The sequence below is a fragment of the Mesorhizobium sp. M0664 genome (genome assembly GCF_040320565.1).
In the GTDB taxonomy this organism is placed as follows: Bacteria; Pseudomonadota; Alphaproteobacteria; order Rhizobiales; family Rhizobiaceae; genus Mesorhizobium.
Genome location: NZ_JAMYPW010000021.1, coordinates 40,041 through 55,220 on the forward strand (window position 1 = coordinate 40,041; position 15,180 = coordinate 55,220).

General features: G+C 60.9%; 20 protein-coding genes. 11 read left to right on the forward strand and 9 right to left on the reverse strand.

The genetic code is table 11. The annotated features are described in order from the left end of the window. Positions 1-40: 40 nt before the first annotated feature. From nifW to NKI39_RS19490, 5 genes are all read right to left on the reverse strand, one after another. Positions 41-421, reverse strand: a complete 381-nt coding sequence (nifW, locus tag NKI39_RS19470) for a nitrogenase stabilizing/protective protein NifW (RefSeq protein ID WP_352833664.1) — start codon at positions 419-421, stop codon at positions 41-43. Beyond that, on the reverse strand, positions 418-1,626 hold the full coding sequence (nifV, locus tag NKI39_RS19475; RefSeq protein WP_352833667.1) for a homocitrate synthase: 1,209 nt from the start codon (positions 1,624-1,626) through the stop codon (positions 418-420). Before nifV ends, nifW begins: the two co-directional genes overlap by 4 nt. Further along, the gene (nifS, locus tag NKI39_RS19480) at positions 1,623-2,840 is read right to left on the reverse strand and encodes a cysteine desulfurase NifS (protein WP_352833670.1); all 1,218 of its coding nucleotides are present in this window, start codon (positions 2,838-2,840) and stop codon (positions 1,623-1,625) included. The genes nifV and nifS overlap by 4 nt, the downstream gene beginning before the upstream one ends. Next, complete coding sequence (locus NKI39_RS19485; protein WP_352833762.1) at positions 2,791-3,078, reverse strand: NifU family protein; 288 nt, start codon at positions 3,076-3,078, stop codon at positions 2,791-2,793. Before NKI39_RS19485 ends, nifS begins: the two co-directional genes overlap by 50 nt. A gap of 222 nt (positions 3,079-3,300) precedes the next feature. Then, positions 3,301-3,621: an iron-sulfur cluster assembly accessory protein gene (locus tag NKI39_RS19490; protein ID WP_352833672.1), complete on the reverse strand. Its 321-nt coding sequence runs from the start codon at positions 3,619-3,621 to the stop codon at positions 3,301-3,303. A 589-nt stretch (positions 3,622-4,210) separates the two neighbouring features. Between NKI39_RS19490 and hemP the strand changes: the two genes are divergently transcribed. From hemP to NKI39_RS19520, 6 genes are all read left to right on the forward strand, one after another. Continuing rightward, on the forward strand, positions 4,211-4,315 hold the full coding sequence (gene hemP / locus NKI39_RS19495) for a hemin uptake protein HemP (protein WP_023678236.1): 105 nt from the start codon (positions 4,211-4,213) through the stop codon (positions 4,313-4,315). A gap of 32 nt (positions 4,316-4,347) precedes the next feature. Continuing rightward, positions 4,348-5,415, forward strand: coding sequence for a hemin-degrading factor (locus NKI39_RS19500; protein ID WP_352833674.1), 1,068 nt, complete (start codon positions 4,348-4,350; stop codon positions 5,413-5,415). Positions 5,416-6,268: 853 nt separating this feature from the next. Then, positions 6,269-7,486, forward strand: coding sequence for a cytochrome P450 (locus tag NKI39_RS19505; RefSeq protein WP_352700543.1), 1,218 nt, complete (start codon positions 6,269-6,271; stop codon positions 7,484-7,486). A gap of 40 nt (positions 7,487-7,526) precedes the next feature. Continuing rightward, positions 7,527-7,727 (forward strand): ferredoxin, encoded by a 201-nt coding sequence (locus NKI39_RS19510; RefSeq protein WP_352491466.1) that lies wholly within the window; start codon positions 7,527-7,529, stop codon positions 7,725-7,727. Between the two features lie 323 nt (positions 7,728-8,050). Continuing rightward, positions 8,051-8,671, forward strand: coding sequence for a nitrogen fixation protein NifQ (locus tag NKI39_RS19515; protein ID WP_352833765.1), 621 nt, complete (start codon positions 8,051-8,053; stop codon positions 8,669-8,671). 61 nt (positions 8,672-8,732) lie between these two features. After that, positions 8,733-9,050, forward strand: coding sequence for a hypothetical protein (locus tag NKI39_RS19520; RefSeq protein WP_502898583.1), 318 nt, complete (start codon positions 8,733-8,735; stop codon positions 9,048-9,050). 803 nt (positions 9,051-9,853) lie between these two features. Here NKI39_RS19520 and NKI39_RS19525 read toward each other — a convergent pair. The 4 genes from NKI39_RS19525 to NKI39_RS19540 all read right to left on the reverse strand — a co-directional run bounded on the left by NKI39_RS19525 (position 9,854) and on the right by NKI39_RS19540 (position 11,735). Continuing rightward, positions 9,854-10,003, reverse strand: a complete 150-nt coding sequence (locus tag NKI39_RS19525; RefSeq protein ID WP_352833768.1) for an ATP-binding domain-containing protein — start codon at positions 10,001-10,003, stop codon at positions 9,854-9,856. Positions 10,004-10,443: 440 nt separating this feature from the next. Next, a complete protein-coding gene (locus NKI39_RS19530) occupies positions 10,444-11,199 on the reverse strand; it encodes a zeta toxin family protein (protein WP_352833676.1) in 756 nt (251 codons plus the stop codon). Then, the gene (locus NKI39_RS19535; protein WP_352833677.1) at positions 11,192-11,524 is read right to left on the reverse strand and encodes a hypothetical protein; all 333 of its coding nucleotides are present in this window, start codon (positions 11,522-11,524) and stop codon (positions 11,192-11,194) included. The genes NKI39_RS19530 and NKI39_RS19535 overlap by 8 nt, the downstream gene beginning before the upstream one ends. A gap of 4 nt (positions 11,525-11,528) precedes the next feature. Beyond that, a complete protein-coding gene (locus tag NKI39_RS19540) occupies positions 11,529-11,735 on the reverse strand; it encodes a ribbon-helix-helix protein, CopG family (protein WP_352833679.1) in 207 nt (68 codons plus the stop codon). An 83-nt stretch (positions 11,736-11,818) separates the two neighbouring features. On the opposite strand from NKI39_RS19540, the gene NKI39_RS19545 reads away from it, so the two are divergent. From NKI39_RS19545 to NKI39_RS19565, 5 genes are read left to right on the forward strand one after another with little or no spacing between them, the layout of a single operon-like run. Beyond that, on the forward strand, positions 11,819-12,112 hold the full coding sequence (locus tag NKI39_RS19545) for a multiubiquitin domain-containing protein (protein WP_352833682.1): 294 nt from the start codon (positions 11,819-11,821) through the stop codon (positions 12,110-12,112). A 4-nt stretch (positions 12,113-12,116) separates the two neighbouring features. Beyond that, positions 12,117-12,506, forward strand: a complete 390-nt coding sequence (locus NKI39_RS19550; protein WP_352833683.1) for an E2/UBC family protein — start codon at positions 12,117-12,119, stop codon at positions 12,504-12,506. Continuing rightward, positions 12,503-13,891, forward strand: a complete 1,389-nt coding sequence (locus NKI39_RS19555; protein WP_352833686.1) for a ThiF family adenylyltransferase — start codon at positions 12,503-12,505, stop codon at positions 13,889-13,891. The genes NKI39_RS19550 and NKI39_RS19555 overlap by 4 nt, the downstream gene beginning before the upstream one ends. Continuing rightward, complete coding sequence (locus NKI39_RS19560; RefSeq protein ID WP_352833689.1) at positions 13,888-14,226, forward strand: ubiquitination-like system serine protease family protein; 339 nt, start codon at positions 13,888-13,890, stop codon at positions 14,224-14,226. The genes NKI39_RS19555 and NKI39_RS19560 overlap by 4 nt, the downstream gene beginning before the upstream one ends. Next, positions 14,223-15,131 (forward strand): SDH family Clp fold serine proteinase, encoded by a 909-nt coding sequence (locus NKI39_RS19565; protein ID WP_352833692.1) that lies wholly within the window; start codon positions 14,223-14,225, stop codon positions 15,129-15,131. The genes NKI39_RS19560 and NKI39_RS19565 overlap by 4 nt, the downstream gene beginning before the upstream one ends. Positions 15,132-15,180 lie beyond the last annotated feature (49 nt).

Genomic DNA, 15,180 nt, shown 5'->3' on the forward strand with positions numbered 1-15,180 from the left:
TCGGCTTCTCGACATTGTCGCGTCGCAACCCGTGTCGCGGTCATTCCTGTCCGAACCGCTTCAGTACGGAGTCGAACGGGACAAAGGTGCGGCCCGGCGTGGCAGGTTTGTTCGGATCGTGGTCTTTGAGCACCTTGAAGACCCGATGGGTGAGCGGCGAGGAAACCGCGAAGTCCTCGTAAGCGCGTTCGAGCGTCGCGCGCACCCGCGCGGCAATCACCTGGTCGGGCAGACCGGAGAAATCTTCTTCGGCAAGGTATTGGCCCACGCGCTTCATGATATGGAGCCGCGAGACATTCAGCACCTTCGGATCATAGGAGACGCCAAGGACTGCGAAGAACTCCTCCGCAGCCGACAGGCGCTTCAGTCGTACGAGGATGTCGGTGACATCGATGGGGCGGCTGTCAGCGGAACAATTCATTGCATTCTCCCTGGTCGGAAAACGGTGGTGTCGGTGCGCTCGCGCACGGCTGACCTGGACCCGCACAGCTCCGCGAGGGATGCCTCGCTGCACATTCCATCGTAGAGCTCGACCAGTTGAGTTGCAGTAACGGTCGATTTGGTCTCGGCCGCCTCGCGCCGGACGCGGGCCACCATCGCGGCTGCCAGATCCGGGTCGAGAACGCGACCGCTTTCGCTCAGCACATGGGCAATCGCAGTGGCGCCGGAATGCTTGCCGATGACGATACGCCGGCAGCGGCCCACGAGAGCCGGATCAAGCCCTTGATAAGTACGCGAGTCCTTCAGCAGCCCTGCGACGTGAATGCCGGATTCGTGGGTGAAAACATCGGCGCCGACGACCGGCTTAATGGCAGCGGTCTGCCGGCGGGCGGCCCAAGCCACCTGGGCGGCGAGGTCGGGCAATGCGGTCAGCTCGATGCCGGTATCCGCGCCGTCGAAGACCGCCATCGCGGCGGCCACCTGTTCTAGCGCGGCATTGCCCGCACGCTCGCCGAGCCCCAGGACGGTGACGGACGCATGGCGCGCGCCTGCGCGGATCGCGGCCAGCGTGTTGGCGGCAGCAAGTCCGAGATCGTTGTGCGCATGAAATTCAAGTTCGATTGGAGACTGCGCCACGAGCTGGGCGACAAGTTCGAAGGTCGAAAACGGGTCGAGAACGCCGACTGTGTCGGCTAGCCTGACGCGGCTTGCGCCGGCGCGTGCAGCCGTCTCGATGACGCGGGCGAGATGATCTCGATTGGCCCGCGAGGCATCCTCGCAGCCCACCGCGACGAAGAAGCCGGCGGCGGCTGCGCGCCTGACCATATGCTCGATGACCTGGAGCGCTCCCGCCTTATCGAGGCCGAGCTTGGCGGCAAGTTGGATGTCCGACGCAGGCAGCGATAGATTGACGGCGTGGACGCCGCTCTCGATCGCTGCATCGAGATCCAGCGACGTCATCCGGCACCAGGCCATGAGCCGAACCGGGAGACGCCGCGCGACCACGGCGCGAATTGTTTCGATCTCGTCGGCGCCCATGACCGGCGTGCCGATCTCGATCTCTGTGACGCCGGCCGCCGCAAGAGACTCGGCGATCTCCCGCTTTTCCGTCGTCGTAAAGGCGACGCCGGGCGCCTGCTCGCCATCGCGCAAGGTCGTATCGTTGAGAAAGACGTGACGGGTCATGAACGGCAGCCTGTTCTGCTGCCGCTCAGGCATAGACCGGATTGAACGTCTTCGGCGCCTCGCCTACCGGGCCCAGGACTGGGAAAGCCACGCAGCTTCTCCACGATTGCCGGCATGACCTCGAGCACCCGGTCGACATCCGCTTCGCCGTTGTCCCGCGCCAAGGAGAAGCGGACTGCCGCGTGTGGCGTTTTCATCGCGCTCAGGACATGGCTCGGTTCCAGCGAGCCGGAGGTGCAGGCGGAGCCGGAGGAACACGCGATGCCCACGCGGCTGAGGAGAAGTGGAATTCCATCACTTTCGACATGTTCGAAGGAGATGTTTGCGGTGTTGGGCAACCGTTCCAGGGGATCACCAGTGACACAGGTGCTTGGGATGCGCTGGAGAATCCCGTCCTCTAAACGGTCGCGGAGCGACTTTACCCGTGTGGTCTCGTCGTCCATGAATTTCAAGGCGAGTTCGGCCGCCATGCCGAGCCCGACTATGCCGGGCGTATTCTCGGTGCCAGCGCGCCGGTTTTGTTCTTGGTGGCCCCCCTTGATCAGCGAGTGGAAATTGACGCCACGTTTTACGAAAAGCGCGCCGATCCCTTTCGGCCCATGCAGCTTGTGGCCGGAGAGCGACAGCATGTCGATTGCGGTCGACTTCAGGTCCATCGGAAGCTTGCCGACCGCCTGCACAGCATCGGTATGGAAAAGGGCGCCCACTTCCTTGGCCAACTCAGCAAGCCTGGCCACGGGGAAGATCACACCAGTCTCATTGTTCGCCCACATTATCGAGACGATTGCCACCTGTGGGGTGAGGGCGGCCATATAGGCGTCGAGGTCGAGCCGGCCACGGCAATCCACCGGGATCCTGTGCACCTTGACGCAGCGGGTCTTCTCAAGATGCGCGCAGAGCGTCAGCACGGCGGGATGCTCGACCGCGGACGTCACGATCTCGGTTCGGTTGGGCGCCGCCTCGAGCGCCGAAACAAGCGCTGCATTGTCGCTTTCTGTCCCACCCGAGGTGAAGGTGATCTCATCGTCGAACTCCGCGCCGATCAGAGCTTGCAACTGCCTCCGCGCCTTTCTCACCGCCGCACTGACTGAGGCGCCAAGAGCGTGCGCCGACGAAGGGTTGCCGAATTGATCCCTAAAGAACGGCAACATCGCTTGCACGACCTCAGGATCGACCCGTGTGGTTGCGTTGTTGTCGAGGTAGACAGGTATCATGTGCGATCCTCAGTTGACCGGAATGACGCGAGCGCGCGACCGCCTCATTGAGCCTCTGGCGTATGCCGTTGATGATGATGGGCCCGAACTGGCAGCCGGCGCGGACGCCCGAGAGTTTGACGTAGACCGGATCGGCGTCGACATGGACAAGTCCGCAGTCGCCACCGTCAGCCCGCAGGTAAGGAGGCCCGAACGCGACAACGCTATCGATAAGCCGAATTCGGCGCAGCGGCGCGATTTGGCCGCCAGCAGCTCGGGTGCCACCAGGAACCGAACTGTTTCGGGAGGCGACGTTCTTTGCATCCTACCTGAAGCGATTGCCGGTCCCAAGATCGGCTTCGACCTTGCCTTGTTCGTGAGGACAGGGACATCTGTTGTGCCGGCCATATAAGCCTCCTCTGCCGCAAATGAGTCCGTCGGCGGCAATCGCTTCATGGACCCGCACAGGCGCTTCGGGCGATCAACTGAAGGACTTGCCGCAGCCGCACTTCTCGCGCGCGTTGGGGTTATCGAAGACAAAGCCGGAAGATTCGAGCCCGGTGAGGAAGTCGACGGTCATGCCGGCGACATGCGGTTGGGAGCCCGCGTCCACGAACAGCTTGATCCCATCTGTCTCGGTGATCGCATCGCCCTCGCGCGACACGCTCTCCAGGCCCATTAAGTATTTGAAGCCGGCGCAGCCGCCGGCCTGGACCATGATGCGAAGGCCTTCCGCCGGCTCGCTGGCGCGGAAAAGAGCAGTCTTGATGGCGGCAACAGCGTTGTCGGTGAGCGTAATCATGGCTCCATTCTCCTCAGTCCGGGACCTGCTTGCGCAACACGTTGCATGCGCCGTGCCAAAGCGAAAAAATGTTTCAACACAGCGCGGCATCTCTGACACTGCGGTGGTTCTTGTGAGTCCATTGCTGCGAAGGTGTCGGTCAACCGACACGTACTGTCGGGTTTGTCGGGTCCGCCACGCGGGATGTTGGGCCTGAGTTGTTGGCTGAACTCACATTAAACCAATGACCATTACAGAAGACTTCTTCTGAGCTTGCTTCGGCGCAATTGGCACGGTTTTTGAAGCTCCATTTGGCGAGGCGGCAAGAGACTGCCGATCCACAATCATGTCGTGGGTGCCCTCGCGATCGATGGGGCGAAGGAAGGGAGCAACATGTCAGGACTGGGTCAGACACGCTTTGTTTGGCGAAGCAGTGCCGCCCGTGGCATCCGAATGACCGATTGGCCGATTGCGACAACACCCACAATCGCTCACCACCGCCCGGTGGCCACCGACCGGCTCGATGGGATTCCATCGGCATGTGCCTGCTCGTGTCACTCGGGTCTCGCCGCTCCGATAGCACCCCCGGTTTTCGCGCGGGTGCGACGACGTGCGCACGCTGTCCAGCGACACCTTGTTCACGGGCCAGCAGCAGATCAGGGTCGAGCATTACGGCGCGCCCTATCGGCTGAAGATTCACCGGCAGGGCAGCTGATCCTCACACGTAGGTGGAAGCAGGGGTAAGACATGGACCAGCGCGAGAAACCGTCGCCGGACGAAATCCGGCGGGCGTGCGAAGACACTCCGAAAATCCGGGAGCATGATCTCGCCGCTCGATTGGGCATTTCGGAAGCCGAATTGGTCGCGGCGCATTGTGGTCACGGCGCGGTGCGCATCGAGCCGCGCGTCGATGATCTGCTGACCGGCCTCGAAGCGGTCGGCGAGGTGATGGCGGTCACCCGCAACCAAAGTGCCGTGCACCAAAAGATCGGCGTCTACGACAAAGTGGTCACCGGCAACCCGCATGCCATGGTGCTCGGCGACGAGATCGACCTGCGCATCTTCCCGAAAGCGTGGGCGTATGGCTTCGCCGTCGAGAAGCGCGAGGGAGCCGAGATCCGCCGCAGCCTGCAATTCTTTGATGCCACCGGCGAGGCGATGCACAAAGTACATCTCAGGCCCGCCTCGAACCTGCACGCCTATCAGAATCTGGCGGCAGAGCTTGTATCCTCCGACCAGGAGCCGATCATATCGGTCGAGGCGAGCGGGGCGCTCGATAATGCAGTGAGTCCAGACCAAGCCGCCACGGTCGACGACCTACGCGAGCACTGGAGCCGGCTGAGCGACGTGCATCAGTTCTACCATATGTTGAAGACCCTGAAGCTCAGCCGCTGCCAGGCGATGCGTATGGCCGACGAGGATTACGCCTGGCTGCTCGACAATGATGCCGTTGGCGCCCTGTTCCAACAGGCGGCCGAAGACGAGATGCCGATCATGTGCTTTGTCGGCAATCGTGGTTGCATCCAGATCCATTCCGGCCCGATCAAGTCGGTCAAGCAGATCGGGCCGCGGATCAATGTGCTCGACGAGAACTTCCATCTCCATCTTAGGACTCATCACATCCGCGAGGTCTGGGCCGTGCGCAAGCCGACGAGGGACGGTCACGTCACGTCCGTTGAAGCCTATGGCGCCGACGGCAAGATGATCGTCCAGTTCTTCGGCACGCGCAAGGAAGGCGAACGCGAGCGCAGCGACTGGCGGTTTCTGGCCGAGAGTCTGCCACGCGTTCCCGGTCCGACCGGCCGGGATGTGTAGAGTGCCGACAGGCCCTCGGATTGAACCGGCCGCCATAGGACTCGGCACCACGTTCCGACAGCGGCTCGCGAGGAAATATAGGTCCATGTGCGATAGAGCTTGCCGTGTTAGCGCATACGCACGGTCAGGTGTGCACGCCGGAATTGACCGCATCGATACAGTCAGGCTCGTCGCCGGCCGGATCGCTGCGCACGAGTGCATCGCTCGTCTGACCGGAAATCCTTGCAGCGGCTACAACAACGCATATGCCATCAGCGCCGAACCGAAGCGGAAGCGCGGCCGGGTCTTGTCGGACCGCACCCGAACCTTGCGCTGGATCGCGTCGTTGCTCAATCCGGGCCGTGCGAGCGATCTCCTCGCTCGTCGACCGGAAGGCTGTGCAGCAGCAGCCAAGCCGAACAGCCCGATGTCGCGGACTCGACAAAACCGACCACGGATGTCGGTTGTCGGACGTTGTCCTAAGAATGATGGACAGGTGATCATCAGCGGCGGGCCTAGTGCAGGCTGGCATTGCTTGGTGCAGCGCCATGGGTACGCCTATCCGGCACGCGACTTGCTTCGACAATTTGATCAGCAGGGCATCAGCAGTGCGTCACGGAGCTCAGAGGTGATTGACCAGCCTCTCAACCCTAACGGGGATAAGCGGCGGCTTTGCTTCATGACCGCAGCGCGGCGGAGATGCCCCTTCTGATCGACTTCGCAACCGATCTCATCCGCGCTGGTGCAGGTGGGCTGTATCAGGCGACAGAATCTAGAAGGCGCCCGACAAGAGACGTGCCCATGCTGGAAATCGACTTTATGAACAGCGGTGCAATCTCAATCGAGCCATGAACGCCAATGTAGAGAAAACAAAATGGCGACCAACCCCGTTCCAGATCATGTCCCGCCCGAAATGGTGAGGGACTTCAGCCTGTTTACATCGCCAGGGATGCCACCAACACCCAACGGGGATCCACACGCAGCTGTCGCTTGCGTACATGACGGGCCTCCGATCTTTTACTCCCGCTACAACACGCAAGATGGCCGGGGTACCTGGGTCATCACCCGTGCCGCGGACCAGCGGAAGGTGCTGCAGGACGCAGAGACTTTTTCCAGCCATCGCAGCATCTTCTCCTCCATACTGGGTGAAAACTGGCCGACGATCCCGCTTGAGCTCGATCCACCGGCCCATGGCGTCTTTCGCTCACTGCTCAATCCGCTGCTTTCGCCAAAGCGGGTGTTGGCTTTGGAACCGGCTGTCCGCGAACGGGCGGTCGAGCTGATCGAAAGGATCGCCGCGTCGGGCACAAGCTGCGACGTGATGAAGGATTTTGCCTTTCCTTTCGCGGTGAGCACCTTTCTTCGCTTTCTGGGGTTGCCCGATGACCGACTCGATACATTCGTCGGCTGGGGGAAAGATCTGCTCCACGGCGACGATAAGGAACGACCTGTGGCTGCCCGGACGATCGTGGCATTCATCGACGAACTTGCAGCCATGCGCCGCCAGGAGGCGGTTGACGATTTCATGAGCTTTATCGTGCAGGCACAGGTCGAGGGCCGCCGGCTGACGGACACCCAAGTCCGCGGCATCGGCGTGCTTGTCTTCGTCGCTGGGCTCGACACGGTCGCAGCAGCTATAGGCTTTGACTTGGCGTACCTCGCGCGCAACCTCAAAGATCAGCAATTGCTGCGGAGCGAACCGGACCGCATCCTGCTCGCAACCGAAGAATTGCTGCGGGCCTATCCGCCCATTCAGTTGATCCGCGTGGCTACGAAAGATATCGACTTCGAAGGCGCGCCGATCCGGAAGGGGGACTATGTTTCCTGCGCCACGATGATTGCCAATCGTGACCCGGCGGAATTCGAATGCCCCAACACAATCGATTTGGAGCGGGAGGACAACCGCCACGCAGCGTTTGGCTATGGTCCCCACCGTTGCCTTGGCTCACACCTTGCCCGGCGGGAGATTGTCATTGGCCTGGAGGAGTGGTTGGCGCGCATCCCGGCTTTCAGGATTAAGCAGGGTACGGCACCGATAACTTCTGGCGGCCATGTGTTCGGGATCGAAAATTTGATCCTGGACTGGTCTTAGGCCCGCCCCGACACGGGGCACAGACAATGGAGGCAGCGCCATGCGCATCATCGTCCAAAAGGCCAAATGCCAGGGTCACGCGCGATGCGCGGCGCAAGCGCCGGACATCTTCAAGCTTGATGACGAGGGCTACATCCTGCCTGGTGACATTGAAGTTGCGGAAGGGGAGGAACTGCCTGCATCGCGGGGCGCGCGATCCTGTCCTGAACGTGCGCTGGAACTCACCCGCTGCGCGCTTTGAGGACTCATTCAACCGAGAGTCTGGCGGGCTTGAACCATGTGGCCGCACTCAGCACGCGACCTCTGTCCCGCACGGTTCACGTCCAACTCTGCAGGGGCATTTCCGGCGCCAGTGTTCCCCGTGAGGCGCAAACGGCAGGGCAGGGGTTCGCGAACCCCTCTTCCAATCACAGAATTTGCGTCAGAGCCGATGGACCAGACGAGAATTGCCGAACTACTCGACGCGAGGCGACCCGGAGTGCCATACCGAAGGACTGCCCGACCCATGTTGCGGCAGGCCGGGTCTCTGCATGATTTGATAGGACGAAACCAGGAGAACGCACCATATTTGCCCAACATTATGCCCGGCTCAGCACCGGCCAATGGCCGCACATCGAGCTGGAGAGGAGGTTCGACCAGCATGTGCTTGCCTGTGTGCTTTCACGTGCGCTCGAGGAGATCGAGGCCGGCGAGGCGACGGTGACGGAGGCAACCGGCCTTTCGCGCGCCGAGCTGCGCGATGTCCTGGCCCGCTGTTTCCCTGCTATTCCTATCAAAGCGTTTGCCTTGGAAGAGGTGAGCGAGCCCGAGCCGGATCCGGAGGAAGAACTTCTGCGCGGACTGCTGCTGGCGCATGCCCGGCCGGGCGACCCGGCGAGCGCCCGCTTCGCCAAGATCATCGCCCGGCGTGCCATGCGCAATGACCATCTCTGGCAGGACCTTGGCCTTTTGAATCGAAGCGACCTCGGCTGCCTGCTCGCCTCGCATTTTCCGACGCTGGCGGCCGGCAACACCCAAAACATGAAATGGAAGAAATACTTTTACCGCAAGCTCTGCGAGGCCGAAGGTTTTTCGCTGTGCAGCGCGCCCAGTTGCCGGGAATGCAATGATTTCGAAAGCTGCTTCGGCCCGGAGGAAGGTGAAAGCCGCCTCACACGGATCAAGAACGGCATCGCCTCGGATTGAGAGCCGCTTTCGTCAGTCGTACAGCGCCAGCGCTCGCGCCGCGCCATAGGTCTCTTGTCGAATGTCGACGGACGCCTTCGAGGATTTGAATGCTGTGCCTGCTGTCCGGTTGCTCGCGATGCTCGCTTCGGCGGGTGCCGTCATCATGGCGGTGGAGGACCCGACCCACACCATCCCCGCCGAGCAACTGCTGTTCTCCGGGTCGTTGCTCCTCGCTTGCCTGGCCGGGCTCTATTCGGAGCGGGCCGGCGTCTTCGACACCGGGCTCAAGCGCAAGATGCTGGCCGGCGCCTTTGCGGCGCCCCGGCGGCCTCGGTTATGGCTCGGCCCGGCTCGGCTTGGGCGCCGCCGTAACCACCGCCGTGGATTTTTGCGCTAGTGCACGGGTTCGCCTGGATCAACCATCGCGGCGACCAGATTGTCTTCGGCATCGCCATCAATTTCATTGCCGCCCCTCCACCATCATTCTAGGCCAGGCTTCCGGCAGGGCGCGCGCCGGCGCTCTCTGGGGAACCTGGATTCGGAGTCAGAGCCCGTTCGACCGATAGCCAAAGAAGAGGTACTTGCCGTAAATTGACCGAGACGATGTTCTGCCATCGCATCGACCTAACCCGTTGAGGGTGAACCGAAAAAACGGACGTTTCCCGATGCATTCCGAGAGGACCCGAAGCCTTCCGGTAGCTCCGTGCAACATCTGCAATACAGCCTAACACGCCCACCATGGTTGCGGGAAGGACTCATGCTGGAACTAGCCCTCGCTGTCACATTCTGGGGGAGGTTTCCCCACCTTCCATCATTGCCATGCTTACGCGTCTCGTTTGATCGAACCGTTGACGGCAACCTTTGCGGTGTTGCGCCGTACGCGCTGATCGACGACGTTTCGTTCCTTCAAATAATCTGCACACCGTTGCCTGTCTCGGCATCATCAAAGGGGCGGCAAGTGTGCTACGGCGCGCCTTGGGTATTCAAGGCGGAGGATATCGCCGCCTATCGCATGCAGAATGCCCCGCGGCCTGGCGCACGAACTCCACGCTGGGTAGGTCCCCAACTGTTGTCCGCGACTTCCTCTACGCCACGCCTCGACACGCTCGCCTGCAGGCTCTTGCGTTCGAAGTACGACATGTTCTTCATCTACCATACCAGCGACCATTGACGAGCCAATGGCCTCATAGTCACAACCCATCAGAGCCGCGGTCGGCTAACTGCGACGTATAGCGAATTCCTGCCGACAGCGTCCGAGCCATCGTACGAGGCCAAGTTCGGGATCACAACCACGTCGAATTCAAGCCCTTTGGCTTCTACCGGGGTCGTGAAATGAGTGTGAAACCGCATCGTCAGCTTTGAATGGCCGAGATCATTGGATTTCGGAAGTTCGCATCGAGATCGCCCTGCATCAACGCAAACCACCGATCAACATCCTGGTCGTCTGCACAAATTAGGGCCACGCTCGCGGTCTCCGGAGCGCGACAATGCGATCGATCGCCATCCGGGCGAACTCCGCGGGATCCTCGTATACGTCCAGCGGAGCATAGCAGGTTGCTCGACAGTTATCTTACACGAGGCGAGCAATCGCGAAGGGAAGCGGCAGTATATGAGAGCTGCGCTTGGAGTCACTCCCTCTACAATGTGATCCGACCACAATGACGCGGACAAGTGGTTGAAACACCTCGGCCAATAGTTCGCTGTTAAGCAGCCCAGCAGTCCTTGTGCGCGGTGGCGGCGGTATCTTCGTCTACGGCACACTGCTTGCCGCCCGCCGACTTGATTGCCTTTCATTCAGCCGGAGGTTGGTCTTCTCGTGGTGCTACGAGGTCAAGCCAGGCGAGCACGGAGGCAGGTGGCGGCGCATCCCCATTGTCGCGCCAATCAAATAGCGCCTCGTTCCCCGCCCGTACGTGACAGACGGTAAAGGCCACTTCCCGATCGCGGCTATTGTCCACGAGAATAGCTGCGTCCGCGACCTCTAGCGCTTTATTGATTGCCTTCTGCGTGCGTGGGAACCGATCGAGGAGCTTTTGCGGGTCAACTGCATGACCGCCGCGGCTAACGCGTGTCTCGACGCGAGCAATGGAGAGCTCGGCCGAGGTAAGGCCGACGAAGAAAATGATGACGTAGTACCCTTCTGCTTGCATTTGCCGAATCTGGTCGATCTTGGAGACAACGGTGCCGTCGTCCTGGGGCTGCCAGTATGAGAAGACGGTCTCCATGGCGAAGGGGACTTTGTTGGCCAGGGCCTGGGCGACGAAGGCTTCGACGCCCTTCTGGGCGACGCGCATCCAACTCTGGTCGTCGTCGCGCAACTGCTGCGCCCAATGCGGGAGTGCGCCACTCCTTCGAGGCTCAGGCAATATCGACATCATCATGCGATCGGCGTTTATTAGCGGAATCTTGAGCACAGGGGCAAGCTGCTGCTGCCACATAGTCGACTTGCCCGAGCCATTGTGGCCGGCCAGCACAATGGCAAGAGGCTTGGAGGACTCGATCTGAAGGGCGACGACCCGCCTTACGGCAGGTCCAAGCTTATCCATTCGAGGCGACGAACTTGCCGCTGTGGAAAACGCCGTACACCTTCTGGCCGTCAAGTTCGCGCACGATCTCTTTGGGCCGGGCGTCATCGACGTAATAGAGCGGCACGCCCTTGGAAGGCCGGAGCGATATGCCCGGCCGCGAGATTTTGTCGGCTGCACGCTTCAGCGCCGACTGGCCGGCGGCGACATTTCGCGCCACCACGTCGGCCTTAGGTTTGGCGGAGGCTACCGTAACCTTGCCAAAGGTGACATTTCGGTTGGACTTAGGCTTGAGTCCACCGGTGCGCTGTTCGGCCGCAAATCTGATTTCGGTTTTCTTGGCCATTGTCTCAGCGCTCAAGCAAACGTCTGGCGACGTTGATTCTCTCTTTAAGGCCCTGTTGGAAGTCGGGATCCTTCCGACGAGCATCGATATGTTTTGATATGGCAGCGCGGATGATGTCCGACACGGGTCTATCCTCGACACTTGCCACTGTTTCCAAGGCTTCCGCCTGCTCGGCTGATAGCCGAATGGTCATAGCTTTTGGTGCTTTCATGGCACCAATATGGTTACATCGCACCTATCTTGTCAAGCGGTATGGTGTCGTGGTATCTCGGTATCAATTAACGGAGATATAAGATGAGCGATGAAATGAAAAAGGATGGCGCCGACGATGATCATGGTCATCATGGTGGCGATCAGAAAATCAACATCAAGATCGACCGGGAGACCTTTAAGGTCGACAAGGAGCGTATGACAGGGCACGAACTGCGCCTCCTGCCTACCCCGCCGGTGGGGCTGGAGCGTGATTTCTTCGAGGTTGTACCCGGCGGGTCGGATCGCAAGATCGCTGAAACCGATGTGGTTGAGCTCAAGAATGGGATGCGGTTCTTCACTGCCCCCGCTCAGATCAACCCTGGTTGCGAGGGCTAGGTCGATGCTCCCGGCGGCTGATGTCGAATTTCTCGAGGCGAAAGCGCCAGGCCATTCCACGGCGCTCGACTCCGGCATGATCTGTGTGAGGGTGCCGGAGTTTGTCTTGCCGCCCGGGCTGAGCGTCCGGAATGCAGACCTGCTGTTGCGCCTGTCGCCGGGCTATCCTGACGTGCCGCCAGATATGTGGTGGTTTTATCCGGGGGTGTTTCGGGCCGACGGCTCGCGCATCGAAGCGACCGATTCGATCGAGCACTATTTTGGGCGTGACTGGCAGCGCTGGTCACGGCATCTGGACCCGCAGCGCTGGATGGCCGGTATCGACTCCCTGGAGAGCTATTTCGCCTTGATCGCGAGTGAACTCCACAAGGCGGCGAAACGGATGGCAGCATGACTGCCACCCTCGTGCTTTCCAACCCGGTGATGAATGAGATCATGGTGGCCTCGGGCAACCCGCTCGAGACAGCCGGGGTGCTCCGAGCCGTGTTGGTTAGGACGCCTGCGGGCCATATCCGGCTCTTGGGCCGTGGCATCGACTGGGTGCCGGACAATGCCTATCTAGACCGCCGCCATGATGGCCTCGGAATCTCGTCGGAGGGATATGTTGGCTCGCTTGGGAAGGCGGAGGCCCGTGGTGAAATTGCTATCTGGTTTCACACTCATCCGGGCGTCGGCTCCTCGCCGCGGCCGAGCCAACATGACGAGCAGGTCGACGGTCAGATAGCAGACCTCTTCCGGCTGCGCACCGGGCAAGAGTTTTATGGCACTCTGATCGTGGCGCCCACTGGGCACGGCATCGCCTTTACCGGAACGTTGCAACACGAGGACGGCGCGCGCTTTGCGCTCGATCGGTTGTGGGACGTTTCCGACACTTGGCGCCTCGTCAAGTCCTACAACGATCCCTCGCCGCCACTGGCATCGATGTTCGACCGTAATGTGCGGGCCTTTGGCGGTGAGGTGCAGCGTACCCTGAGTGAGCTGACGATAGGGATCGTCGGTACCGGCGGCACCGGTTCGGCCGTCGCCGAGCAATTGGTACGGGTGGGTGTCCGGCATCTGCACGTGATCGATGCCGATGAGTTGTCTCTTTCCAACGTTACACGTGTTTACGGCTCCCATCCGGACCAGGTCGGGCAGCCCAAGGCGGAGGTGGTGCGCGATCATCTGCTTTCGATCGCTCCTGATCTGGACTGCCAGGTCCAAGTGGGGATGATCGTCGACCAGCCTATTGCCCGTGAACTCTGTGAGTGTGACCTTGTGTTTGGCTGTACCGACGACAATGCCGGGCGGCTGGTGCTGTCGCGGCTCGGGACCTACATGCTGACGCCGGTTATCGACATGGGAGTGCTGCTGTCGAGCGATCACGGGGGCAATCTGCGCGGTATCGACGGCCGCGTTACGGTGATGGCGCCGGGAACGGCGTGCCTCCTCTGCCGGAACCGGATCGATGTACGGCGCGCCGCAGCCGAGCTAATGAACGAAGACGAGCGACATCGCCTCGCCGGCGAAGGCTATGCGCCCGTGCTGGCCGGCGTCGAGCCGGCGGTGGTCACCTTTACGACGGCGGTGGCCGCCGCCGCCACTTCGGAGTTGCTCGAACGGCTGACCGGTTATGGGCCGGATCCGAGACCCTCGGAAGTTCTGTTGCGGCTGCACGACCGTGAAATCTCAACCAATATTGTTGAGCCGCGCGAGCATCACTATTGTCATCCGGCCAGCGGCAAGCAAGGTCTCGGAAATACGACTCCCTGGCTCGAACAAGTTTGGCGGAATGCATGAAGATCAGGTGGTGGGACTGGCTCCCGTTCCGCAGATGGCGGGTCGTGGGGTTGGTCGAGGACGCGGACGAGCTTCCCCCTCGGCTGCCGCGCACCGGCGCTGTATTGGTGACCTCGGCTGGCTATGACAAGTGGGTCGCGTTCGACTGCCCGTGTAAGCGGGGTCACCGGATAATGCTCAACATAGACGAGGCCCGCCGGCCATACTGGCATGTCGCCCTGGGCAAAGATCGCATTCTCACCATCGCGCCTAGTATTGATTACACCGATGCGCAAAAGCGCTGCCATTATTTCATGCGCGATGGCCGCATTCAGTGGGCAAAGGATTGGCTATGACCAAGGCAAAGATCGACAAAAAGTCCGAGAAACCACCAGCGTCGGTCGCCGCGGCCGCGCCGGCGCCCAAGCCATCCAAAACGCCACTCTATTCGGCCTTCAATGCGTCCCGCTATATGCGGCAGCAACTGATCAAGCAGATCGAGGAAGAGACCGGAGCCAAGCTGCTCTGCTACATGGCAACAGCAGAGATCGACCGCGACGATGTCATGTTCTTCGTCGACTTGATCCATAACGTGCCCAAAGGCAGCAGCATCGATTTGTTGCTGCACACGCCCGGCGGGGACGTCGATGCGGCTGAAAAGCTGATTGAGCTAGTGCGGAACCGCAAGGGCGACGGCAAGTTCCGAGTTATTGTTCCGGATCGCGCCAAGAGCGCCGGCACCCTGATCGCGCTCGGCGCGGACACTATCGTAATGAGCGACACCTCCGAGCTAGGTACTATCGATCCGCAGTACATCGGCAAGGATGCGCACGGCAACGAAGTGCACCTGTCCGTCTTTGACTACCTCTCTTCGTACGAGACCTATGCTGAGCAGCTGCGGAAGGACCCGAACGATCCCGCCGCTCGGGCGATGTTCGAGAAATTCGATCCGGCTGTCCTCAATAAGTTCAAACAGGTTAAGAGTCGCGCCCGCATCTTCGGCGAGAACCAGCTCAAGCGTCATGGCACGACCTACACCGCCATCGTCGCGCAACTCATGGACACCAAGACCTATCCTTCGCACGGACAGATGATCGGCGCCGATCACGCCAAGCAGATGGGTCTGCAGGTCGACGTGATGCAGATGGACGAGCCGTTGTGGCAATCTCTGTGGCAGCTCTACTGCCACTTCCGGCTAGCCCTAACTCAGCCAGGCATCAGCAAGATGTTTGAATCTGCCTACGCTTCCAACTCGGAATGAGCGTGCATGGTTGATTCCGGAATTTGGTAGTAAAGGCTACCGACCAACT